This window comes from Pseudomonas sp. NPDC086581, from assembly GCF_044746165.1.
Taxonomy (GTDB): Bacteria; Pseudomonadota; Gammaproteobacteria; order Pseudomonadales; family Pseudomonadaceae; genus Pseudomonas.
In genome coordinates, this window is sequence record NZ_JBIVBR010000002.1 from 65,088 (window position 1) to 87,607 (window position 22,520).

At 64.2% G+C, this 22,520-nt stretch carries 15 protein-coding genes and 3 pseudogenes; 2 read left to right on the forward strand and 16 right to left on the reverse strand.

What is annotated here, in order from left to right; all coding sequences use genetic code 11:
* Positions 1-31 precede the first annotated feature (31 nt).
* A complete protein-coding gene (locus tag ACIPK7_RS04500; protein ID WP_192431405.1) occupies positions 32-1,390 on the forward strand; it encodes a PLP-dependent aminotransferase family protein in 1,359 nt (452 codons plus the stop codon).
* A 68-nt stretch (positions 1,391-1,458) separates the two neighbouring features.
* Here the strand turns inward: ACIPK7_RS04500 and ACIPK7_RS04505 are convergent, their stop codons facing one another.
* From ACIPK7_RS04505 to ACIPK7_RS04530, 6 genes and pseudogenes are all read right to left on the reverse strand, one after another.
* Complete coding sequence (locus tag ACIPK7_RS04505; protein WP_401085754.1) at positions 1,459-3,015, reverse strand: amino acid ABC transporter permease/ATP-binding protein; 1,557 nt, start codon at positions 3,013-3,015, stop codon at positions 1,459-1,461.
* A gap of 65 nt (positions 3,016-3,080) precedes the next feature.
* On the reverse strand, positions 3,081-3,890 hold the full coding sequence (locus ACIPK7_RS04510) for an ABC transporter substrate-binding protein (protein WP_192431403.1): 810 nt from the start codon (positions 3,888-3,890) through the stop codon (positions 3,081-3,083).
* A 33-nt stretch (positions 3,891-3,923) separates the two neighbouring features.
* Complete coding sequence (locus ACIPK7_RS04515) at positions 3,924-4,967, reverse strand: isopenicillin N synthase family dioxygenase (RefSeq protein WP_401085757.1); 1,044 nt, start codon at positions 4,965-4,967, stop codon at positions 3,924-3,926.
* A 22-nt stretch (positions 4,968-4,989) separates the two neighbouring features.
* Positions 4,990-5,832, reverse strand: a complete 843-nt coding sequence (locus ACIPK7_RS04520; RefSeq protein ID WP_192431401.1) for a sugar phosphate isomerase/epimerase — start codon at positions 5,830-5,832, stop codon at positions 4,990-4,992.
* Between the two features lie 1,268 nt (positions 5,833-7,100).
* Positions 7,101-7,208 (reverse strand): annotated as a pseudogene (locus ACIPK7_RS04525) (ISL3 family transposase); the annotation flags it as partial.
* A 137-nt stretch (positions 7,209-7,345) separates the two neighbouring features.
* A complete protein-coding gene (locus ACIPK7_RS04530) occupies positions 7,346-7,849 on the reverse strand; it encodes an HAD domain-containing protein (RefSeq protein ID WP_401085760.1) in 504 nt (167 codons plus the stop codon).
* A gap of 137 nt (positions 7,850-7,986) precedes the next feature.
* Here ACIPK7_RS04530 and ACIPK7_RS04535 point away from each other — a divergent pair, with 137 nt between their 5' ends.
* The gene (locus tag ACIPK7_RS04535) at positions 7,987-9,279 is read left to right on the forward strand and encodes a tyrosine-type recombinase/integrase (protein WP_401085763.1); all 1,293 of its coding nucleotides are present in this window, start codon (positions 7,987-7,989) and stop codon (positions 9,277-9,279) included.
* A 135-nt stretch (positions 9,280-9,414) separates the two neighbouring features.
* On the opposite strand, the pseudogene ACIPK7_RS04540 reads toward ACIPK7_RS04535, so the two are convergent.
* From ACIPK7_RS04540 to ACIPK7_RS04585, 10 genes and pseudogenes are all read right to left on the reverse strand, one after another.
* Positions 9,415-9,588: pseudogene (locus tag ACIPK7_RS04540) on the reverse strand (electron transfer flavoprotein subunit alpha/FixB family protein); the annotation flags it as partial.
* A gap of 57 nt (positions 9,589-9,645) precedes the next feature.
* Positions 9,646-9,798 (reverse strand): annotated as a pseudogene (locus ACIPK7_RS04545) (electron transfer flavoprotein subunit beta/FixA family protein); the annotation flags it as partial.
* Between the two features lie 61 nt (positions 9,799-9,859).
* Entirely contained in the window at positions 9,860-11,440 is a 1,581-nt protein-coding gene (locus ACIPK7_RS04550) for an arylsulfatase (RefSeq protein ID WP_401085766.1), read from the reverse strand.
* Positions 11,441-11,494: 54 nt separating this feature from the next.
* Entirely contained in the window at positions 11,495-12,637 is a 1,143-nt protein-coding gene (locus ACIPK7_RS04555) for an acyl-CoA dehydrogenase family protein (protein WP_401085769.1), read from the reverse strand.
* 12 nt (positions 12,638-12,649) lie between these two features.
* Positions 12,650-13,846, reverse strand: coding sequence for an acyl-CoA dehydrogenase family protein (locus ACIPK7_RS04560; protein WP_192431395.1), 1,197 nt, complete (start codon positions 13,844-13,846; stop codon positions 12,650-12,652).
* Positions 13,847-13,931: 85 nt separating this feature from the next.
* Positions 13,932-15,017, reverse strand: coding sequence for a Zn-dependent alcohol dehydrogenase (locus ACIPK7_RS04565; protein WP_401085771.1), 1,086 nt, complete (start codon positions 15,015-15,017; stop codon positions 13,932-13,934).
* 77 nt (positions 15,018-15,094) lie between these two features.
* Positions 15,095-16,435, reverse strand: coding sequence for a coniferyl aldehyde dehydrogenase (locus ACIPK7_RS04570; protein ID WP_401085774.1), 1,341 nt, complete (start codon positions 16,433-16,435; stop codon positions 15,095-15,097).
* 173 nt (positions 16,436-16,608) lie between these two features.
* Complete coding sequence (locus tag ACIPK7_RS04575) at positions 16,609-19,068, reverse strand: LuxR C-terminal-related transcriptional regulator (RefSeq protein ID WP_401085777.1); 2,460 nt, start codon at positions 19,066-19,068, stop codon at positions 16,609-16,611.
* A gap of 218 nt (positions 19,069-19,286) precedes the next feature.
* A complete protein-coding gene (locus ACIPK7_RS04580; RefSeq protein ID WP_192431391.1) occupies positions 19,287-20,651 on the reverse strand; it encodes a DUF1329 domain-containing protein in 1,365 nt (454 codons plus the stop codon).
* Positions 20,652-20,673: 22 nt separating this feature from the next.
* Positions 20,674-22,509 carry a DUF1302 domain-containing protein gene (locus ACIPK7_RS04585; RefSeq protein WP_401085780.1) on the reverse strand — a complete coding sequence of 612 codons (1,836 nt, stop codon included), beginning with the start codon at positions 22,507-22,509 and terminating at the stop codon, positions 20,674-20,676.
* Between the last annotated feature and the right edge of the window lie 11 nt (positions 22,510-22,520).

Below are 22,520 nucleotides of genomic sequence, written 5' to 3' on the forward strand. Positions count from 1 at the left end.
GCAACACTATTAATCACTCGGGACACCCAACATGCTTCTTCGATCGCCCTGGACGCCGCGCCTTGCTCAGATTGACGCAAGCGCCGCCGAGCGACTGGTAATGGCGCTGGCCGATGACATCATCGAGGGACGCCTGCGGGGCGGCGACCGCCTGCCGGCCCATCGCGATCTCGCCTGGCAGCTGGAAATCGGCCTGGGCACGGTGACAAAGGCCTATGCGGCTTTGGAGCGGCGGGGGCTGGTGCGCAGCGTCAAGGGCCGCGGCATGTTCGTGGCGATCCGACAGGCCCATGAGGACCGGGTGATCGATCTATCTTCCAACGTGCCGCCGGCGATGCTCTCGGCGCGTCTGCTGGCGCGCACCCTGGCCGGCGTCGCACGGAAGATCGATGCCGATCATCTGAATCTCTACTCGCCTCCCGCCGGCCATCTGGAACACCGGCGCCTGTTGGCCCGCTGGCTCGAGTCGCTGGGGATCGAGGTGGACGCGGCGAATCTGGCGCTGACCAGCAATGCCCGCCAGGCGATTTCACTGGCGTTCGATCTCGCCTGCGGGCCTCAAGGAGTGATTCTGACCGAAAGGCTCACCTATCCCGGCGCCATCGCGCTGGCACGACGCAAGGGTTATCGGATGCGGGGCGTCGCTATCGATGCCGAAGGCATGGTGCCGGAGTCGCTCGCGCAGGCACTGGACGGTGTTGCTTCCGGCACCAACACGGCGGTCTACCTCACACCGACACTGCACAACCCGACCACCGCCACCATGGGCGCGGCGCGCCGGCAGGCGATTGTCGAGGTATGCCGGCAGGCCGGAGCCTGGATCATCGAGGACGGCGTCTACGCGCTGGGGCCGCCTGCACTGCCGGCGCTGGTGACGCTGGCGCCCGAGCGTGTGCTGCACGTCAATGGACTGTCTAAGTCGATCGGTCCCGGCTTGCGCATCGGCGTGCTAGCGTTGCCAGCGGCAATGACCGGCGTGGCCCACGACGTGCTGCAGGACATCCCGATGGCCCCATCGCCGCTGTCCTGTGCCGTCGTCGAGGAGTGGTTGTCCAGCGGTGTCATCGCCTCCATCCCGCAGGACTTACGCCATGAAGCAAGCCGGCGGTCGAGCCTGGCGGTTTCGCTGCTCGGCGCGACCGAACTCGTCGCGCATCCAGACGCTTATCACCTCTGGTTGCCGATGCCCCTCGAGGCTGCCGATCAGCTTGCCGCAGCGGCTGCTTCGGTGGGCATCCGAGTGACGCCGCCTGAATCGGTCATGGTTGACCCGTGCGACCCGGCATCAGGTATTCGCCTTTGTCTCGGCGGTCCATCGCTGGAGGAGGTGAGGGGAGGGCTGGCGCTTCTGGGAAGAATCCTGCAGGACAGTCAGCGCTCGGCCATGTGACGACACACGGGCGCTCGACCTGGGAATATCCAGACGACACGCCCGTGTGCCGCCTGGATATTTCGCCGTCAGCTGGCGAGGAAGGCGCGCTGCTGCGCCTCGTCCTGCTCGGCCTGACGCTCCAGGCCGATGAAGCGCATTACCCGTTCGCCGCAGTCACCGTTGCGAATGCGCGCCGGCGCAGCGTCGACCTGCACCTGGCCGTGCTCCATGAAGATCACCCGGTCGGAGATCGACAGGGCAAAGTCCATCTCATGGGTGACGATCACCATGGTCATGCCTTCCTTCGCCAGATCGCGGATCACGTTGAGCACATCGCCCACCAGCTCCGGGTCCAGCGCCGAGGTCGGTTCGTCGAACAGCATGATCGCCGGCGCCATGGCCAGCGCGCGAGCGATGGCCACGCGCTGTTGCTGGCCGCCGGAGAGCTGGTGCGGGTACTTGTTGGCATGGGCCAGCAGGCCGACCTTGTCCAGCAGCGCGAGGGCCTTCTGCTCGCAGAGGTCGCGCCCGGCCAGGCCGTGGAAGCGCGGCGCCAGGGTGACGTTGTCGAGGATGGTGCGGTGCGGGAACAGGTTGAAGTTCTGGAACACCATGCCGATGTGCTGCACGCCGTCGCGCAGGCGCGCCGGGTCGGGCTTGCCGGCTTCTATATAGGGCTTGCCGAAGAGCGCGGTGGCGCCGCCGTCGATGCCTTCCAGGCCGTTGACGGTGCGAATCAGCGAGGTCTTGCCGGAGCCGGACGGGCCGATGATCGACACCACTTCGCCGTTGCCGACGCTCAGGTCGACGCCCTTGAGGACTTCGTGGGTGCCGTAGCTCTTGCGGATACCCTTGAGCTGCAGCGCGGGCGGGGCACCGGCGGGGGCGGCCTCGCGGCTGGCCACGGAAGTTGCCGGGAGGGTCTTGCGCAAGCTGTCCAGGCGCTCGTCCGCCAGGGTTTCCGGTTTGCGCGCGTTGAGGTCCAGACGGTGCTCCAGGTACTGCAGGCCCCAGCCGAACAGGGTCACGATCAGCACGTAGTAGATGGCCACCGCCGAGAGGGTTTCCATCACCAGGAAGTTCTGCGCATAGAGGCGCTCGCCGACCTGCAGCAGTTCGGTGAGGGAGATCACCGAGACCAGCGAGGTCAGCTTGACCACGGTGACGTACTCGTTGATCAGCGTCGGCAGCGAGATGCGGAAGGCCTGCGGAATGACGATCAGGCGCTGGATGCCGATGCTGCCCATGGCCAGGGCGCGGCCGGCTTCCTTCTGGCCCTTGGCCACGGAGATCAGGCCGCCGCGATGGATCTCGGCCATGTACGCCGCCTCTGTCAGCACCAGGGCGAGCAGGCCGGAAATGAACGGGTTGGACAGCAGGGCGCCGCTGGCCGGGAACAGCTGCGGCAGGTTGTAGACGAACACCACCAGCACCAGCAGCGGCACGCTGCGGAAGAACCAGATGTAAAGCCCTGTCGGCACGCGCAGCCAGCGCGAGCCGGAGAGCTTGGCACAGGCGAGGAAGAAGCCCAGGACCATGCCGATCAGCCAGGTCAGGGCGCTCAGCTCGATCACCGTGACGCAGGCCTTCCAGAAATCCGGCAAGGAGAAGAGGGAGAAGAAATAGGACCAGTCGAACTGCATGGGCACCTCGGCGAGCGGGGTCTGGCGCGAGGCCAGCCCCGTCTTTCATGTTGCGTTAAAGCGGATCACTCGGTCGCCGGAGCTTCTTCGAGAGCGTACTTCTTCAACAGGGCAGCGAATTCGCCGCTGTCCTTGGTCTTCTGGAAGGCGGTCTTGAGTGCGTCGTACAGCTCCTGATTGCCCTTCTTCACATACATGCCCAGGGTTTGCTTGTAGATCAGCTCGCTGGAGCTGACGACCACGCGGCCCTTTGAACGCTCGGCGATCATGTGCGCGGCCCCGGAAATCTCCACCTGGGCCTGGACGTTCTTCGACAGCAGCGCCTGGGTCACTTCCGGGGCGGACGGGTATTCGCTCACGCTGATCGCGCCCTTGCCATTGGGAACGCAGTAGGTCTTGGACAGCTCCTCGAACTTCGGCACCCAGGTGGTGCCTTTCTCCAGGCCGATCTTCTTGCCGCAGAGGTCTTCGGGCTTGGCCGGGCGCTCCGCGCTGTCGGCCGGCACCATGATGGCGGCGCCCGTCTGTGCGTAGGGGATGGCCAGGGCCTGGGCGGCGCGCTCGGGGGTGACGTACATACCTGAGATCACCGCGTCGAAATGACCGGCGTTCAGGCCCAGAATCAGCCCGGAGAACTTGGTGTTCACGAAACTCGTCGTGAGGCCCATGTGCTTGGCCAGCAGCTCTGCCAGTTCGGGGTCCGAGCCGACCACCTTGTCGCCGTCATAGGACTCGAAGGGCGGGTAGGTGATTTCCATGCCGACCTTGAACTGCCCCGGCGTGGCGGTCAGGGCGGCGCTGGCGGTCTGCAGGGTGCCCAGGAGGGCTGCGCCGGCGAGGGCGGCAGCCAGGAGGGTGCGGGTGGTTTTCAGCATCGTGATTGCTCCAGTCTAGGGTTGCGCGCGGCTTCAGGAAGGCTGCGTCTGTTTTTTCAGGTGGCCGAAGCTGGACGGCTTGCGCGCCCGCTCCGGCAGTGCCAGCTCACCGTCGGCGACCTTGCGGCGCAGGTAGCTGTAGGTCTGCAGCGCCTGGCTCCACATGTGCTCGCCGATGGCGATGGTTTCGTAGTCCTGGCTGCCGTTGTCGAACTGCGGCAGCGGGCGGATCTGCGTGTGGTAGTCGCAGGCGTAGAACAGCGGGAACGAGTAGCGCTCCTCGCGCACCGTGCGGACGCGGTGCGCGGTGGCCACGAAGGCACCGTTGGTCATCACCTCCAGCATGTCGCCGATGTTCACCACGAAGGCATCGGGCACCGGCGGCGCGTCGATCCACTCGCCGTCCTCGTTCATCACTTCCAGGCCCGGCTGCGTGGCGTGCAGGATGGTGAAGCACTCGTAGTCGGTGTGAGCCCCGATGCCTGGTGCATCCTGCGCAGCGCCATCGAAGGGGTAGTGGATCAGGCGCAGTTTCGACGGCGGCCGGCTCACCAGCGGGTCGAAGTAGCCTTCCTCCAGGCCCAGCGCCAGGGCGAAGCCATCGAACAGCTTGCGGCCGAGGGCGAACACCGCCTGGTAGTAGGCGCTCACCTGCTGCTGGAAGCCGGGCACTTCCGGCCAGCGGTTAGGCCCCAGCAGCGGCGTGCCGGCAAGCACCAGCGGATCGTCGGCGGCTACTTCGAAGCCGACGTCGAAGGCCTCCTTGTGGTCCGGCTTGCCCTTGGCATAGACCTCTTCACCTTCCGGGACGAAGCCCTTGTGGCTTTCAGAGACGCCGATGTAGTGGCGCATCTTGGCGTCCAGCGGCTGGGCGAAGTAGGCCCGTGCGGCGGCTTGCAGGCCCTCGATCAGCTTCGGGTCCAGACCGTGGTTGCGGATGTAGAGGAAGCCCACTTCACGGGCTGCCTTACCCAGTTCGGCCGCCACCGCCCGGCGCTCGTCCAGGCGTTCGCTGAACAGTCCGCCGATGTCGATGACGGGAATGGAGGTGAAGGCCCTGCTCGCTTGCTCCTGCATTTTCGATGGCTCCAGTTCGGATTCAGGATTGGAGGAAGCGCTGGAAGTGACGCCGTTCTTCTTCGGCTATCCAGCGGTTCAGCGCCCACAGATCGGCGATCGGGGCATTGGTGAAGGGCAGGTGGTGCAAGTAGCCGTCCGGGCCGAATTCCGGAGTCAGCGTGGTGATCTGCTGGCCGCGAGCCTGCTGGGCGCGCCAGACGGCTTCCCAGTGCTTCTGGTGGAAGGCCAGTGCGTTGGCGTATTCCGGCGCGCCGGGATGCGGCACTTGCGGTCCCTGGTCGTAGCCGACGCGGGCCTGGATGTGCTGCACGCGCTCGACGAAAGGCGTGAGGTCGTCGGCGGGGTCGTCGAGCAGACGCTCGCAGACCACCACCCAATGGCTGATGTCGGTGGTGAAGCGCAGCTCGGGGACCTGGCGAATTAGCTCCAGGGTCACCCAGGGGCTGTACAGCGAGCGGGCGCGGTGGATCTCGAAGAGGCAGGTCAGTTCCTGCGCGGCGGCGAGCTCGAGGGCGCTGCCGAAGAAGTCGACCTGCGCGGCCAGTGGCCAGCGGTCGTTGCCGGCCAGGGTGTTGACCAGCCGGGGCGACAGCTCAGCGGCATAGCCAAGCTTGCACCGCAGGTCGTTCAAGTGCACCTGCGGGCTGGCCGACTGGTCGGGCAGCACATCATGGGCGGTGAACAGGGTGGCGATGTAAGGCACATCCTCTGCGGCCAGCAGCTGTGCATACTCGGCGCGCTGGGCAGGATCGAGGGGCAGGCGCGCTTCCAGGCCGTCGAAGCCGGCCTCCCGCAGTTCGGAAATGGCCTGCGGCCAGCCACGGGTATAGCCCCACAGGGTGCGGAAGATCTCGAGTCGCATGAACGAACTCCGGACAGAGTGAACCGCGCCGTCGGGCACGGCGAAGGATTCGGCAGGAGGTTCAGCGCACGGGCGCGGCGACTGAAGGCGTCAGGCGACGAAACGAATCGGCGGACGTGGGGGAGGGTGTCGAAGGGGAGAACTGCACACGCATGGACATGGTGGTATTCCTCTGACAGACCTCTGCTTCGCGGGTCTGTACTCGCCGATTGTTGTTGTATGCCTGGCGTGTTGTCGCCGGGCTTTGGCAGTAAGGAACAACAGCACGGCCGGAGCTTTTCGGGCGCTCCGGTCCGCGTAGACCAAGACCTCTGCGGCTTGGCGTGGATGCAGTTGTCGCAGCTTGATGCGCTGGAAAAAATAGTCCGACGCAAATAATTACTTCAGGCTTTTCTAAAGTAAATCTCCCTGTAAGGACGGGATACTCGCGCCATCGATAGCCAGCCCATGGCGCGGTCGCATCGTCGCCGCGGGTGTCTGGCGACCTGCGGGACATCAACTATCGGCCTCAAAAGGCAAGCCGGTTCCGCTGGCCTGGTCGCCTGCCGCAAAAGTCAGTTGATCGGCTCGCGCAATTGCGCGACGTCTCGCGGCTTTCGGGATACACGGCCCGTATCTGCCGTAGCCACTCGGCGCTTTGAATTGCAGCAATCTGAACGGAGTGATGGAGCGTCAGCGCATTACGCAGGGTCTTGCTCCAACTGCGACGATAGGCGGGGCGCAAGGACATGAGAGTCTTGCAGAACTACAGATAACCCTGGATAGCTGCCAGATCGGCCATATGGTATTTAACATAATATACATTATGCGAAGTTAACTATAGGAAGCAGAGGGTCGAGCGCCACAGAATGCAAGCTATCGAATTGGCTGTTTTGCTGTCGCCGCTTTTTAAAAAATGGATTTTCGTTTTTTGAAAAATGGACTCTTTGATTTCAGAGACTTATGCGTACTTTCGCCGCCGCAGAGCCGTGTCTGTTTCAGTGCCACTGACCTAGGAACCTGCGCGCCGAATCTCTAAATGCAGAAATCGGCAGGCAAACGGGTGCAAATGATTTCGCAGTGCGAAGTGATCTGCGACGGCCTTTCCTCAGAATACTCGTCTTGGGCTGAATCTGGAGCAAATTACTCAAGCAGACCTTGCCATTGTACGTTTGCGTCAGGTCTACCAAGACGCTTCCGAAGCGCTTCGCGGTCGGAGCGTACAGTCGCTGTGGCATGACAGCTGTGTACAGGCCATTTCGCAGTGCGAAGTGAAAAAGGCTCTTCCGGGCCAGGATGCCACGGACATGTCTGCACAGGCTACGAGCGAAACGTTGTAGCGGAGCCAGGCCACTGTCCCTGCCATGACGTAGCTACTCCCACCAGCGCCGCCAGCCACGAGGCCGGAGCGAGCCAATCATTGCGCTCGGTCTTCGCTGACTGTCAGATTCTCTTCCCCCGGAGTCCCGCGGTCACTTCCCCATGCACACCTGCAGGCAGCATTTCGCAATGCGAAATGCGCGAGTTATGGCTCTCACTCCCCGCTTGCCCATACCCGTAGTGAATCAATGCATCCTTGCTGTGAGAGTCCAAACCTTCCGTCACACGGCAGTAAATGGTGTCTGGCCTCAACTGGCCAGCCTGCAGTGTCGTCATCAATAGCAAGCCAACCGCTCAGTCTCGCTCGTGCTGCGTGACGGCAAATCTGTTCGTATCGTGACGCTCCATCCCACCAGCTTTGATCTGCAGAGTTGCGAGCCATTGTGCTGTGCCATGTGGCACTGATTACTCGGTCCCGAATGGCTTCTGGGAGATATCCCCGTGTGCGATGGAAGCCAAACTGGCGAACCCAGCTAGTGCTTAGAACAATACTAACCTGCGGCTGGTCCGCCAGAGCTCGCATCAAAAAAGGGGTCCACATGAACAGTTGGCCCTCGCCGCGAAGCTGCAAGCCTTTGCGTGAGTGAAACACTGTATCGGGATGAAGGACTCCATCGAAGTCGAGGAAAAGCACTTTAGGGTGAGAGTTTTTGGACATAGTTCTGAACCCAATACAAGTCAATTCAAGGGAAGTGAATACGGAAATGTAATATCCGATAATGGCTAGACCCGGATATTGCCAATAGGGCTGTAAAGCCCCGTTCTATATAGCCTCGCAGCCACGTCTCGATTTCCATGCCTCAAAATCCCCAGCCACTGTTCGACACCTTTGCCCGCTTTCATGAACTCAGTTTCCTGGGGCTTAACTCAGAGCTTCCTGTCGTTCTCGGCTTCCTGCGGAATTTGCCTGACCAAACCATGGCAATTGACAGCTACCTGGCCGTGCGCGGATTTCTGAAGTCCTACGCAGGCAATGAGGCTACTTACAACTCGTACCGCACCCACGTTGAACGCCTGCTTCTCTGGTCAGCTCTGGTGGCTGAAAAACCATTGATTGATCTGCGTCGAAAAGATGCCGAGGCCTTCATGGAATTCTGCCTCAATCCTCCTGCCGACTGGATCGGCCCTGTGATCAAGTCGCGCTTCGTGCGGGTCGGCGGTCGCAAGAAGCTGGAGTCCGACAGCTGTGTCGTCAATCCAGACTGGCGCCCCTTCTCCAGCACCCTGGCCAAGCGCGAACGCAAGCTTGCTGCCGAGATGCTGAGCGAGTTGCCCGAGCGTCCTTATCGCATGTCCCAGGGGTCGGTGGCGCAGGTTTTCGCAGTGTGCGGCAGCTTCTTCCAACACGCTATGGACGAAGGCCTGACCGAGGTGAATCCGTTCCGCGCGGTCAAACAGAAGTCCATTTATAAGCAGCGCAATACCCTCGACGTCGCCTCCCGCTCGCTGACCCAGTTGCAATGGAACTTCGTCATCGAGACAGCCGAACTGATGGCCGCGGAAGATCCGCAGCACGAACGCACGCTGTTCGTCATTGCCACGCTGTTCTCCATGTACCTGCGTATCTCCGATCTCGTCGGTCGCGATAACTGGGAACCGACCATGGGTGATTTCCGCCGCGATAGCACTGGCAACTGGTGGTTCCACGTGGTCGGTAAGGGCAATAAGGCCGCCAAGATCAGCGTGCGTGACGACTACGTGCAGGACTACCTGGTGCGCTACCGCCGTCACCTGCGACTGCCTCCCCTGCCCTCGCCCCAGGATAAATTTCCATTGCTCACCACCCTGAGAGGACGCGCCGGCCTCTCTGATCGCCACATCCGGCTACTCCTGCAGGAAGTCTTCGATCGATCGCTGAGGCGCATGGCCGCCGAAGGTTGGAGTGACGATGAAATCGACCAGCTACGCTCCGCCTCGTTGCACTGGCTGCGCCACACCGCTGCAACCTTCGATGCCCCCCACCGAGATATGAAGGACTTACAGGCTGATCTCCGCCACAACAGCCTCAGCACCACGCAGAACACCTACTACAACTCGCTCGACGAGCAGCGGGCTCACTCAATCAAGGGATTAAAGGTAAAGCGCTAGTGGCGCACTCTGGGTGCTTAGTCTATCCATCCGAGACATTCAGTTGACTCGTGCAGGTGCAACTTCCATGGCTTTGTTGGATATTTCGCGAGATCAGACCTCCAATTAGCTTTTGCACCTTTAGGCCGCCTGGGCTCAGATGGCCTTTTCCAGCTCCGGCACGAGCTCGAACAGATCGCCCACCAGGCCGTAGTTGGCCACCTGGAAGATCGGCGCCTCTTCGTCCTTGTTGATGGCCACGATGACCTTGGAGTCTTTCATGCCCGCCAGGTGCTGGATGGCGCCGGAGATGCCCACCGCTATATGTTGCTCCTGAGCGGTATTCGGGCCGACCGAAACCACCACCACTTCGCTGGCGACGCCCTACTCTTTCAGGCGCACCGCTTCTTCCACGGCGATTGCACAGAACGGATTGAGGGCCATCTTCACGTTGGCGAGGTCGACGCCGCTGTCGTTTGCCTTGACGCGAACCTTGACGTTGAAATCGACCACGCGCTCGACTGCGACGAGGATATTCATCGGGGACTCCTCAAAAAAACGGGCCACGTGCGGCCCGGACCAAGGAAAGGCGCTGGCGGGTTTACTGGGCGGCCGGCGGTGCCGGCGGCGCGGTCAGATTTTGCAGGCGCATCATCGCCTGCTTGGCCGCCAGGCTCTGGTAGTTGATGTTCGCCGGGTTGAGATTCTCCCCTTCCTGGAACGGGTACTGAGGGATGGTCGCCATGAACTTCTGGATCTCCGTCCGGATCGGCACGAACAGCCAGAGCTGGTCGGCGCGCCAGCGCATGGCCATCTGCGAGTCGTTGTTGGCGGTCTCGAAGGGGTCGGCCTTGAGGTTGGTGATGCGCGGGAAGTTGGTCACCTTGCGCGTGCCCGAGCCGATATCGCCGTCGACGCTGGCGAAGCTGACCTTCCAGTCCTTCCAGCGGATGGCGTTCAACTCGCCGCCCATGCCGAAGTAGAAGTACTCCTCACGCGGGCTGTCCTTCGCCTCGCCCTTGAAGAACGGCAGGAAGTTGTAGCCGTCCAGGTGCACCTTGAATGGCTTGCCATTGAGGCTGGAGCCCTTGGCCATCTCCGCCACCAGATTGGGGTCGCCGGCCGCGGCGGCCAGGGTCGGCATCCAGTCGTTGTGGGCGATCATGTTGTTGAAGCGGCTGCCCGGCTTGATCACTCCCGGCCATTTCACCAGCAACGGCACACGGTGGCCGCCCTCGTAGGTGGTGCCCTTCTCGCCGTAGAACGGCGTGGTGCCACCGTCCGGCCAACTGACTTTCTCGGCGCCGTTGTCGGTGGTGTAGATGACGATGGTGTTGTCGGCGATGCCGAGGTCGTCGAGTTTCTTCAGCAGCTCGCCGATCTGCCCGTCGTGCTCGACCATGCCGTCGGGGTACAGGCCGATGCCGGTCTTGCCTTCGGATTCCTTCTTCAAATGGGTCCAGACGTGCATGCGCGTGGAGTTGAACCAGACGAAGAAGGGTTTGTCGGCCTTGTGCGCCTTGTCGATGAAGTTCTCGGTGGCCTGCACCAGTTCATCATCGATGGTTTCCATGCGCTTGCGGGTCAGCGGGCCGGTGTCCTCGATCTTGCCGTCGGCGTAGGAGTGGATCACCCCGCGCGGGCCGTACTTCTTACGGAACTCCGGGTCCTTGGGGTAGTAGTAGGTCTCGGGCTCCTCCTCGGCGTTCATGTGATAGAGGTTGCCGAAGAATTCGTCGAAGCCATGTTTTGTCGGCAGGTGGTTGTCACGGTCGCCCAGGTGGTTCTTGCCGAACTGCCCGGTGGCGTAGCCCTGCTGCTTCATCACATCGCCGATGGTCGGCGCCCAGTCGGGAATGCCGTGCTCGGAGCCAGGCATGCCGATGGTCAGCAGGCCGGTGCGGAACGGATGCTCGCCCAGGGCGAAAGCGGCGCGGCCGGCGGTGCAGGACTGCTCGCCGTAGGCATGGGTGAACAGCGCGCCCTCCTTGGCGATCCGGTCGATGCTGGGCGTCTCGTAGCCCATCATGCCCTGGTTGTAGGCACTGAGATTGAAGTAGCCGATATCGTCACCGAAGATCACCAGGATATTCGGCTTGTCGGCAGCCATCGCCGCCAGCGACGCGCCCAGCAGGGTCGTCGCCAGGGCCACGCCTGGCAGCAGCTTACGCAGAAGGTTCATGACAGCTCTCCGGTTTGGTCTTGTTGTGTGTCGAGCGATGTGTGCAACGTTGCCTCAGGCGTCCTGCATCAGCGCGCTGTAGGCCTGCAAGTGATGATCGTCGTCACCGAACTGGCGGGCGATCATCAGCAGATGTTTGGCGTGGTGGGAGAACGCATACTCCCAGGTCAGGCCGATACCGCCGTGCAACTGGATGCCCTGGTCGGCGATGAAGCGCCCGGCGCGACTAATGATGTACTTGGCGGCGGCCAGGGTCCGGCTGCGGTCGTCGCTGTCCGCCTCATCGGCCACGCACGCCGCCAGCAACGCCATGGAAGTGGCCTGTTCCAACTCGATGCGCATGTCGACCATGCGGTGCTGCAGGGCCTGGAACTTGCCGATCGGCTGACCGAACTGCTGGCGCACCTTCAGGTAGTCGAGGGTCAATTGGCAGGCCGCCTCCATGCTGCCCAACGCTTCGCCGCACTGCGCCGCGATGGCCCGCCCCTGTTGGTAGTACAGCGCCGGCAAAACCTTGCCCTCTCCGCCCAGCAAGGTCGTATTGGCGACGAACACGTCCTCCAGGTACAGGTCGCAGGCCTTGCGCCCGTCCGTGGTCGGGTACTCGCGTCGGCGCACGCCGGTACTCTGCGGGTCGAGCAGAAACAGGCTGACGCCCGCCGCGTCGCGTTCGGCGCCGCCCGTACGGGCGGAAACCAGGATCAGCCCGGCGCTATGCCCACCGAACACCGCGGCCTTGTGGCCGTTCAGGCGCCAGCCGCCGTCGACCTTCTGCGCGCGGGTGCGCAAGTCATGCAACTGGTAATGGCTTTGCGGCTCCTCCAGGGCCACCGCAAGTTGCAGGCTGGCGTCGGCCACTCGCGGCAGCAACGCTTCGCGTTGCGCCGCGCTGCCCAGTTGGGCCAGCAGGCCGCCGCCGAACACCACCGAATGCAGGAAGGGTTCCAGACACAGGCCACGGCCCAGTTCCTTGGCGATCAGCAGGATGTCCACCCCGCTCCCGGCGAAACCGCCATATGCCTCGGCGAAGGGCGCGGCGGTCAGGCCGAGCGCACCCAGTTGCTGCCAGGCATCGGCGCTGAAGCCCAATGGGCTGCGCAGGAAAGTCTCGCGCTGCTCGAAGCTATAGGTGTCGCGAACCAGGCGGGCCGCGGTGTCCTGCAGCATCTGCTGCTCTTCTGTGAGTTTGAAGTCCATGTTCGGGGCCCCTTACAGCTCGAGGATCATCTTGGCGATGATGTTCTTCTGGATTTCGTTGGCGCCGCCGTAGATCGAGGCCTTGCGGGTATCCAGGTACTGGTAGGTGGCGGCACTGCTGTCGGCGTTGTGCAGCAATGCCTGGCCATCGCCGTAACCGATTTCCTCGTCGAGGAAGGGCAAGGCATAGGCGCCCACCGCCTTGCTGATCAGGTAGGCGATCTGCTGGCGCAGCTCGGTGCTCTTGATCTTCAGGATCGAACTCTCGGCGCCGGGCGCACCGCCATCGCGGGCGGCAGCCAGGGTGCGCAGATTGCTCATCTCGGTGGCCATCGCCTGCATCTCGACGTCGGCGATCTGCGCGCGGAACAGCGGGTCCTCGAGCAACGGGCGGCCATTGCGCAGTTCACGGGCGGCCACCCGCTTCAGGCGTTGCAGCATGATTTTGGTCATGCCGATGGCGGCGATGGTGGTGCGCTCGTGGGTGAGCAGGTACTTGGCGCAGGTCCAACCTTCGTTCTCGCGGCCGACCAGGTTCTGCAGCGGCACCCGCACGTTGTCGAAGAACACCTCGTTGACTTCGTGCTCGCCATCCAGGGTGATGATCGGGCGAATGGTGATGCCGGGGGTTTTCATGTCGATCAGCAGGAACGAGATACCGCGTTGCTGCTGCGCTTCCGGGTCGGTGCGGACCAGGCAGAACATCCAGTCGGCGTAGTGCGCCAGGGTGGTCCAGATCTTCTGGCCATTCACCACGTAGTGCTCGCCATCCCGCACGGCGCGGGTCTTCAGCGAAGCCAGGTCGGAGCCGGCGCCCGGCTCGGAGTAGCCCTGGCACCACCATTCGCTGCTGTCGAGGATGCGCGGCAGGAAGCGCGCCTTCTGCTCCGGCGTACCGAACTTGATCAATACCGGCGCGACCATCTTGGCGCCAAAGGACACCACTTTCGGCGCCCCGGCGACAAAGCACTCCTCCTCGAAGATGTGCTTCTGCACCAGGCTCCAGCCGGTGCCGCCATATTCCACCGGCCAGCCCGGGGCCAGCCAGCCGCGCTGGTTCAGGGTGCGCATCCAGGCCACCTGGTGCTCCTTGCTCAGGCGCTTGCCCTGGAGGATGCGCGTGGATATCTCGGCCGGCAGCTCGCTGCGCAGGAAGGCCCGAACCTCCTCGCGGAAGACGATTTCCTCGGGCGTGAAATGTATGTCCATCGGGTAGTTCCTTGGGTATCCGTCGGCGGCGAGGCCGGGTATCGGCTGGGCAGCCCTCGCGGCACCGGGCCGCGAGGGCGATGGCTCACTGGTCGAAAACGATCACCGAACGCGCCAGCTCGCCGCGGCGCAGTTCGTCGAAGGCCTCGTTGATCTGCTCCAGGCGGATGCGCTGGGAGATCATTTCGTCGAGTTTGAGGCGCCCCTGCAGGTAGAAATCCACCAGCCGCGGCAGGTCCACCGGGAAGCGGTTGGAGCCCATCAGCGAGCCTTGCAGGCGGCGCTCGTTGAGCAGTTGGAAGGGGTCGACCTCTATCTTCAGGCCCGGCTTGATCATGCCGATCACTGTTGCCGAGCCACCGCGCGCGAGCATGGCGAAGGCCTGTTCGGCGGTCTGCTTGAGCCCGATGCACTCGAAGGAGTGGTCGACGCCGCCACGGGTCAGTTCGATGACTTGCTTCACTGCGTCGCCGCCCGAGGCATTGACCACGTCGGTGGCGCCAAACTGGCGGGCCAGTTCCAACTTCGAATCGAGCATGTCGACCGCGATGATCCGCCCTGCCCCGGCCAGCGCCGCACCGTTGATCGCCGCCAGGCCGATGCCGCCGCAGCCGAGCACCGCCACGGTTTCACCCGGGCGCACCTTGGCGGTGTTGAACACCGCGCCGGTGCCGGTGGTGACGGCGCAGCCCAGCAATGCCGCGCGGTCCAGCGGCATGTCGCGGCGGATGGCGACGCAGGCGTGCTCGTGCACCAGCATCTGCTCGGCGAAGCCGGAAAGATTGACGAACTGCGGCATCGGCTTGTGCGCATAGGTCATGCGCGGCTCTTCGCCCTTGCCGCGACGGGTTTCCGGCGACACGCACAGCGCCATGTGTCCGGTGACGCAGTGCGGGCAGTGGCCGCAGTAGACGGTCAGGCAGGTGACCACGTGGTCGCCGGGCTTCACCGTGCGCACTTCCGCACCCACCTGCTCGACCACCCCCGCCGCCTCATGGCCCAGCACCATCGGGCCGGGATACGGGAAGGCCCCTTCGATGACGTGCAGGTCGGAATGGCAGACGCCCACGGCGTGGGTGCGGATCAGCACTTCGCGCGGGCCGGGCTTGCTGATGCCGACTTCCTCGATGCTCAGGGGGGCGCCGACTTGATGGAATACCGCAGCTTTCATGAGTTTTCTCTCGCAACAGGACAGGAAGGTGCGGCGGACCACCGCCACCGCGCTCGTGGAGATACGCCGGGCAAACCTCAGCCCGCGCGCAGCACGGCCTTGGCGTGGCTGAAGGTGCGGAAGCCGTCGATGCCGTGGTAGGCACCCATGCCACTGGCGCCGACGCCACCGAACGGCAGGCTTTCCATCGCGGCGTGCTGCATCACCTCGTTGAGGGTCACGCCGCCGGAGCAGGTGGCGTCGAGCAGCAACGTCTCTTCGCCGGCGTCCTGGCCGAAGTAGTAGAGGGCCAGCGGGCGCGGCCGCGCGTTGATGTAGGCGACCACCTCCTCGAGGGATTGGTAGGGCTTGATCGGCAGCAGCGGACCGAAGATCTCGTCCTGCATGATCCGCAACTCGTCGCCGGGGTTCAGCAACAGGGTCGGCGCGATCTTGCGCAACGCGGCATCGAGCACTTCGGCGGCCGGGTTCAGTTCGACCAGCTCGACGCCGGCGGCGCGGGCTTCGTCGAGGTAGCCTTGCAGCCGCTGGTAGTGGCGCGCATTGATGATCGCGGTGTACTCGGGGTTGCCCGCAAGCTTCGGCAGGAAGCCGGCGATGGTCGCCTTGGCCACCGCGACGAAGGCATCCAGCGATTCCTCCGGGACGAACACGTAGTCGGGGGCCACACACAGTTGCCCGGCATTGAGCACCTTGCCGACGACGATCTTGGCCACCGCTTTCTTGAAATCGGCGGAGCGGGAAATCACCGTCGGCGACTTGCCACCCAGCTCCAGGGTCACCGGCACCAGATTCTCGGCGGCGGCGCGCAGCACGTGCTTGCCGATGCTGCTGGCGCCGGTGAACAGCAGGTGGTCGAACGGCTGGCTGCAGAAGGCCTGGCCAACCTCGGCGCCACCGGTGATGACGGCGACTTCGTCCTGGGCGTAAGCCTCGGCGATCAGCCGGGCGAACAACTCGGAGGTCTGCGGGGTGTATTCCGAGGGCTTGAGCATGACCCGGTTGCCCGCCGCCAGGGCGCCGGCCAGGCCGTTGAAGAACATGTTCCCAGGCACGTTCCAGGCGGTGACGATGCCGACCACGCCCAGCGCCTGGTACTGCACCCAGGCCTCGCCGCGCGGCACCTTGCGCGGTTGCGGCTGCATCCACTCGGCCAGTTCGTCGCGGGTCTGTTTCAGTGTCGCCAGCGGCCCCAACACTTCGCTGAAGCGCGAGAACATCGGGCTGCGCTGGCCGAAATCGGCGGTCAGCGCATCGATGATCGCCTGTTCGTTGCGGACCAGCAGGTCGATCGCTCGATCCAGCAGTTCGATGCGCTGTTCGGCGCTCCAGGCGCCGGCGGCGCGACTGGCAGCGCGTTGCTTGTCGAGAATGGCGCGAATGGCGGCGTGGGGCGAAGAGTCAATGGCGCTGGTCACAACGGCTCCTATTGTTCTGATGTCATCGGGCATGGCGTAGCCATCCGTGGTCCGTCCTGGGGGAGCGAAAGGTAGATGGCTGGCCCCGCAGCGGGTTTTCGCCATCTTTGAACCTTTTTTGCAGGAGGGCCCCACCCGCCTCAGGTGGTAAGGAGGGTCGCTGCACCCGCGCCTCAGATCAGCCCCATCGCCTTGGCGAAGACAATCGCCTGGGTGCGCCGGGTGCTGCCCAGCTTGGCGTTGATGTTCTTGGCGTGGTACTTCACGGTGTTCACCGAGAGGAACAGGCTGTCGGCGATCTCCTGGTTCGACATGCCGCGCGCCAGCAGCGTCAGTACCGCGGACTCGCGCGGGGTCAGGTCTTCCAGGCGGGCGCAGAAGCTCGCCTCTTCCGCCACGTCCGGGCTGGCCTTGAGGGGGCTATCGAACGATGCGGCGACAGTCTTCTCGGCAACCTCGGGCAACTGCTTGAGCAGCGCCCGCGCTTCGCGCTCAAGCAGGCGCAAGCGGCGGCTGGCACAGTCCCCGGCCAGCGCATTCAGGCGCAGGCGCGCCTGTTGCGGCAGGCCCAGGGCGATTTCCGCTTGCGCCACGATCAGCTCTATTTCCTGCGGCAGGCTGGGATGCAGCAGCGACGGCTGGCATGCCTCGGCACTGGCGGCGCGGCGCAGCAGCGTGCGCCACTCGCCACGGCGGGCGAGCACGCGCAGCGAGTGCAGCAGCACCGATCCGCCGTAGCACTGGCTGTCGATACGGCCGCAATGCATGCGCCGCTCGGTCTCATGCAGGTGCAGCAGCGCCTGCTCATGCTGGCCGGTGCGGCTGGCCGCTTCCGCCAGCAGCAGGTGGCCGAACTGGATGTACGGCGCCGAACTGTGCTGCGCGTGAGCCAGCCCCGCGCGCAATGAATCCTCCGCCGCCCCGACGCGGCCACGGAGCAGGTGCAGTTCGCCCTGCAGGAACAACAGGCGAGCCAGCAGCGGATCGCGCGGGATATGCGCCGACGTTCGCCACTCCAGGGTTTCCGCCAGCAGCGCCTCGGCGATCGAGACTTCATCGAGCAGTATCAGCAGGCGCAGGCGATCGGTGTTGATCAGTACTTCGCTGTCCAGGCAGCCCTCGCGGCGCGCCAGTTCCACGGCTTCGTCCAGCAGCTCGCGGGCCTCGGCGAGTCGGCCGCCGGCCATGGCCAGCCGGGCCAGTGTCGAATAACACACGACGATGGAGATCCAGTCTCCCGAGGGCAGATGGCGCAAGGCTTCCTGACAGGCCTGGCGCGCCTCCTCGGCCTGCCCCCGCGAGGCCAGGCCGAGCCCCCGCAGCGCCTGCCAGTTGGCACGCAGTCGCACGTCCAGTTGTGGGTCGGCGCAAGGCAGGAAGCGTTCCAGTTTCGCCAGGCACTGATCGGCCTCGCTCAGGCGCCCGCTGCCGTACAAGGCCAGGGAGCACAGATAGATCAGCCGCGGGGTGCTTTCGAGCAGATAGCCGGGCAACTGCTCGCGCCACTCCAGCAGGCGGTGCAGGTTGTGCTCGGCCAACTGCCAGCTCGGCAGCAGCTTCTGCATGTAATTGGCGGCCACTTCCGGCTGCTCGGCTTGCAGCGCCTGCTCGATGGCTTCGTTCAGGTGACCGGCGATGCTCAGCATCCGGCACGAGTGCAGGCGCAAACGCGACAGCTCGGCCGCCTCGACCCGCTCCTGCAGCGCTTCGGCCACCACCGGCAGCACGCGGAACCAGGCGCCGCTCGCCTCCAGCGGGAAGATGAAGGCCTGGCATTGCAGCAGCCGCCGCAACACCTGGCGGCCGCCGTGCTCCTCCCACAATTGCGCGCAGAGATCGGTGGAGAACCTCGGCAGGTGGGTCAGCCCGTAGAGAATATTGCGTTCGGCATCGCCCAGGCGTGCCAGCAGTTCATGCTCCAGGTAGTCCCGGATCAGCCCGAGGCCTTTGCCGGGATCGCTGTCCGCGCCGCCGCTGAGCAGCAGTCGGATACCCGCCCACCAACCTTCGGCACGCTGCCAGAGGTGCTCGCGCGCGGGCGCCGGCAAGGGGCTGGAAGAAACCTCGAGCAAGCGCTCGAACTCTGCGCGGGTCATCGCCAATTCGGCGGCATCCAGCTCCAGCAACTCATTGCGCAGCATCAGCCGCGGCAGGTTCCAGTTCGGCCGCTGGCGGCTGCTGACCCACAACTGCAGGTGGCTGCTGGGCAACGCCAGCAGGTGGTCGAACCAGTTGTTCAATTCTATCGACAGCTCACCGGGCAGATCGTCCAGCACCAGCTTGAGCGGTGCCGGATGGGTGGCGAAATACCTCAGCAAAGTGGCCGGCCCGGCGCCCTGAGGCAGGTTCAGATCGAGCTCCAGGGCGATACGCGCGGACAACGCCTGCAGCGATTCGACCTGTCCGCCCAGGCTCAGCCAGACCACCTGCTCACCCGCTGCAAGCTGCGCCAGGCTCTCGCCGAGCAGAACGCTCTTGCCGTAGCCGGCCGGTGCGCAGAGCAGGCACAGACGCTGGCGGCTGCCACGCAAACGCGCCTGCAACTGTTGCCGGGGAACGTGCCCTGACGGCAGGGCCGGCAGGCAAGCCCAGCGCCCATTGGCGTGCGGAAGAGTGGCACCCAGACCTTGCATGACATACCTCGATCTATGGCGTTAGACGAAGCGATCACTCCAGCCAAGGAACGCAATCGCGCTCCTGTGCTGCATTGGCAAGCATCTTGGAAGTGCCGGGAGGCGCGGACGCCCCCCGTATCAGGTGGCCGCGGGAAGTCCCCGCCGCCCTTTGATGCAGAGCAAGGTTCTGAGCGTTCGGAAAGTGCGGCGGCGCGCTCGGCGGCCGCCGCACTGGCTCAGCGGATGCCGGCGTTGCGCAGGGCCGCCGGGGTGAAGTCGTTGTTCTTGTACTGCTGATCGAACTGCGGACCGCGCTTGGACTCGTTGATCATGTTCATCGCCATGTAGCGTCCGGCGATCAGGTCATAAAGAGTCTGTACCGCGTAGGCTGCCTGGCCGTGCTCGTAGTCGTTGACCTGATGGCCCTCGGCGACGCGCCAGAGCTGGCCACGGCTGTCGTAGTGGTCGATCTCGACCAATGCCCAGGTGTCTTCGTCGAAGTACATGTGGCGCTTGGCGTAGATATGCCGCTCGCCCGGCTTGAGGGTGCCTTCGACTTCCCAGACGCGGTGCAGCTCGTAGCGCGTCAGGTCCTGGTTGATATGCCCCGGCTTGATGATGTCGGCGTACTTCAAGGTGGGCGACCACAGCTTGTAGCTGTTGTACGGGATGTACAGCTCCTTCTTGCCGATCAGCTTCCAGGTGTAGCGGTCCGGCGAGCCGTTGTAGAGGTCGGAGTTGTCGGCGGTGCGCATGCCGTCGGCGGCGCTGCCGGGGCCGTCGTAGGCTACCTCGGGGGCGCGCCGCACGCGGCGCTGGCCGGCGTTGTAGGTCCAGGCCTGGCGCGGCTCCTTGAGCTGGTCGATGGTCTCGTAGGCCAGGTTGACGGTGCCGGTCAGGCGCGACGGGGCAACGATCTCCTGCTTGTAGTAGTACATGATGTTGCCGGTCTTGCTCGGGTCGTTGTCGGCGATGTACTGCGGGAAACCGAGGTTCTCCTTGAAGCCGACCACGGTGAAGTCACCGTTGGTCTGCGGCACCGCCTGGGCGCTGAAGCGTTCCATGTTGGTGCCGCGATAGCGGGTCTCGTGGTTCCACACCACTTCCACGCCACTCTTGGGGATCGGGAACGGGTAGTAGTGGGTGTTGAAGTCGGCCAGGCCGTTGCCATCGTTGATCAGCTTGACCACGGTAGCGCCCTTCTTCACCGCGTCGTAGACCGCCTGGGGAGCGGCGGCCGTGCGATGGGTCGGATACACCGGGATCTTGTAGCTGTTCGGGTAACGCTTGAACAGCGCGAGCTGGCCAGGGGTGAGCTTGTCCTTGTACTGCTCGGCGTTGGCCGCGGTGATGGTGAACAAGGGCTTCTCATCGGCGAACGGGTTGCCCAGGAAGCCATTCTGCACCGGCGCGGCGCCGGGCTTGAGCCCACCGGTCCAGGCCGGAATGCTGCCATCGGCGTTGCCGGCCTTCTCGCCACCCAGCGGGGTCAGGGTGGTGCCCAGTTGCTCGGCTTCCTGGGGGGTGACGGCAGCCATCACGCTGGTGGCCAGCAACGACAGCGCCATCGCGCCAGCGCGCAGCATAGTACTTCTGATCATGTCGATTCTCCGCTGTTACTGGTTAGAAGTTCACGCCCAGACTCAGCGAGACGTAGTCGCGGTCGGTCATGGTGTTGTATTTGCCGTCGAAGAAATTCGTGTAGTTCAACGCGGCGGTGTAGGTGTTCTGGTAGTCGGCGTTGAGGCCGAGGCTGACGGCCTTGGCGCCTTCCTCGAAGTTCGGCCCCCAGCCATCGACGTCGTGGGACCAGGCCAGGTTCGGCGCCAGGTTCACCCCGGCGAAGACGTTGGGATAATCCAGTTGCGCGCGGACCCGATAGCCCCAGGAACTGGTGGTGTAGAAACCGTGGCTGTTGCACTGCTGCGCCGGATTGCTGGCGTTGGGCTGGCCCACCGCGCTGCCCTTGCAGGAGGCCAGCCCGGCGGCGCCGGGGAGGATGCCGGAACCGAAGGCCGGGCTGCGACCGAAGCGCAGGTCGGTACCATCGGAATCGCCCAGGCCGTTGATGCGGTTGTAGCCGACCTCGCCGACCAGGGTCAGGCGGTCCGACCCCCAGACCTGGTTGAACAGCTTGGTCGCGGTCATCTGCGCCTGCAGCACCGGCATGCGCTCGTAGCCATTGATCACCCCACCCGGCGTGGTGGTCGCGAAACCGGTGGTGAGCAGCGGCGAGTTGGCGGTGCCGACCGTGGCGCTGAGCAGATCGGGGGTGCTCAGTTGCAGTGGCATGTTCGGCCGGTAGCTCAGTTCCCCGCCCAGCGAGGTACCGGCCACGTTGGCGGCGAAGCTGAGACCGTAGAGGCGGATATCTTCCGGATAGTCGATGAAGTACTGGGCATTGCGCGGCACGTTCAGCGCGCTGGGTGGGGTGCCCGCTCCGGTGGTGCGGATGGTGCTCAGGTACGGGTTGCGGCTGTGGTAGTTCATCGCATAGGCGCCGAACTCGGTGTCGTTCAACTCCGGCACGAACCAGCGCAAGGCAATACCGAACTGCCCGCTGTTACGCGGATCGTTGTCCTTGGCGCGGGGGATGTAGACATCGTCGAGACCAGCGGCGATGGCCGCGGCGCCGCCCTTGTTGGTCGCCACCCCGGGGGCCAGGTCGAGGCCGCTGACCACCAGGCGGTCGTCGCAGCCCTGGGGTACGCCGTCGCTGCCGAAGAAGGTGCCGCAGTTGTCGACGATGGTCTTCTCCCAGGTGATCTGGTAGAAGGCCTCGGCGGTGAGGTTGTCGGCCAGGCCCTGAGAGACATAGAGCATGTTCTCCGGGATCAGCCCTTCCTTGACCTCGGAACCGGGACGGCGCACGGCGGCGACGTCAATCGGGTTGATCACGTTGATGCCGTTCTGGATGAAGGTGCTCTCGCCCCAGCTCACCACCTGCTTGCCCAGGCGCACGTTGCCCGGCAGGTCGCCGAGGTTGTAGTTGTGGTAGACGAAGCTGTCGAGGAACATCGCCCCGGAGGACTTGGCCGCCTGGTCGCGCCCGGCGTCGTCGATGTCATAGAAATGCTGGTGACCATCCTTGAGCTCGAAGTCGTACCAGTACTTGCCGCGCATGAACACGCCACTGTCGCCATAGCGCAGATCCAGGTCATGCAACCCCTTGACGATGGTCGAGATGTTTTCGCCGCTCTTGAAGTTCAGGCGGTTGTCATCGACCGTGCGCGACGACGACTTGCCGCCGCGCACGCCCATCGAGTTGAAGTTGGAGATGAACTGCTTGTCGGGGGAGCTGGTAGCCCAACTGCTGCCGAAGCTCAGCGACGAGTCGAACTTGCCCTCGATCTCGCCGAAATTGAAATCCACGGCGTTGGCGTTTGCACTGATGCCCAAGGCGACGGCTGCAGCCAGCAGTTGCGGCTGAAAGACTCCGCGCTTTGTTGTTGTTGTCATGCGGCGCTCCA

What these genes read in the sequence shown, in the direction of transcription:
- ACIPK7_RS04535 (WP_401085763.1), top strand. Translation starts at nt 7,987, where the DNA reads ATGCCTCAAAATCCCCAGCCACTGTTCGACACCTTTGCCCGCTTTCAT.
- ACIPK7_RS04575 (WP_401085777.1), bottom strand. Translation starts at nt 19,068, where the DNA reads ATGCAAGGTCTGGGTGCCACTCTTCCGCACGCCAATGGGCGCTGGGCT.
- ACIPK7_RS04550 (WP_401085766.1), bottom strand. Translation starts at nt 11,440, where the DNA reads ATGAACCTTCTGCGTAAGCTGCTGCCAGGCGTGGCCCTGGCGACGACC.
- ACIPK7_RS04560 (WP_192431395.1), bottom strand. Translation starts at nt 13,846, where the DNA reads ATGGACATACATTTCACGCCCGAGGAAATCGTCTTCCGCGAGGAGGTT.
- ACIPK7_RS04555 (WP_401085769.1), bottom strand. Translation starts at nt 12,637, where the DNA reads ATGGACTTCAAACTCACAGAAGAGCAGCAGATGCTGCAGGACACCGCG.
- ACIPK7_RS04565 (WP_401085771.1), bottom strand. Translation starts at nt 15,017, where the DNA reads ATGAAAGCTGCGGTATTCCATCAAGTCGGCGCCCCCCTGAGCATCGAG.
- ACIPK7_RS04585 (WP_401085780.1), bottom strand. Translation starts at nt 22,509, where the DNA reads ATGACAACAACAACAAAGCGCGGAGTCTTTCAGCCGCAACTGCTGGCT.
- ACIPK7_RS04510 (WP_192431403.1), bottom strand. Translation starts at nt 3,890, where the DNA reads ATGCTGAAAACCACCCGCACCCTCCTGGCTGCCGCCCTCGCCGGCGCA.
- ACIPK7_RS04520 (WP_192431401.1), bottom strand. Translation starts at nt 5,832, where the DNA reads ATGCGACTCGAGATCTTCCGCACCCTGTGGGGCTATACCCGTGGCTGG.
- ACIPK7_RS04505 (WP_401085754.1), bottom strand. Translation starts at nt 3,015, where the DNA reads ATGCAGTTCGACTGGTCCTATTTCTTCTCCCTCTTCTCCTTGCCGGAT.
- ACIPK7_RS04515 (WP_401085757.1), bottom strand. Translation starts at nt 4,967, where the DNA reads ATGCAGGAGCAAGCGAGCAGGGCCTTCACCTCCATTCCCGTCATCGAC.
- ACIPK7_RS04530 (WP_401085760.1), bottom strand. Translation starts at nt 7,849, where the DNA reads ATGTCCAAAAACTCTCACCCTAAAGTGCTTTTCCTCGACTTCGATGGA.
- ACIPK7_RS04580 (WP_192431391.1), bottom strand. Translation starts at nt 20,651, where the DNA reads ATGATCAGAAGTACTATGCTGCGCGCTGGCGCGATGGCGCTGTCGTTG.
- ACIPK7_RS04500 (WP_192431405.1), top strand. Translation starts at nt 32, where the DNA reads ATGCTTCTTCGATCGCCCTGGACGCCGCGCCTTGCTCAGATTGACGCA.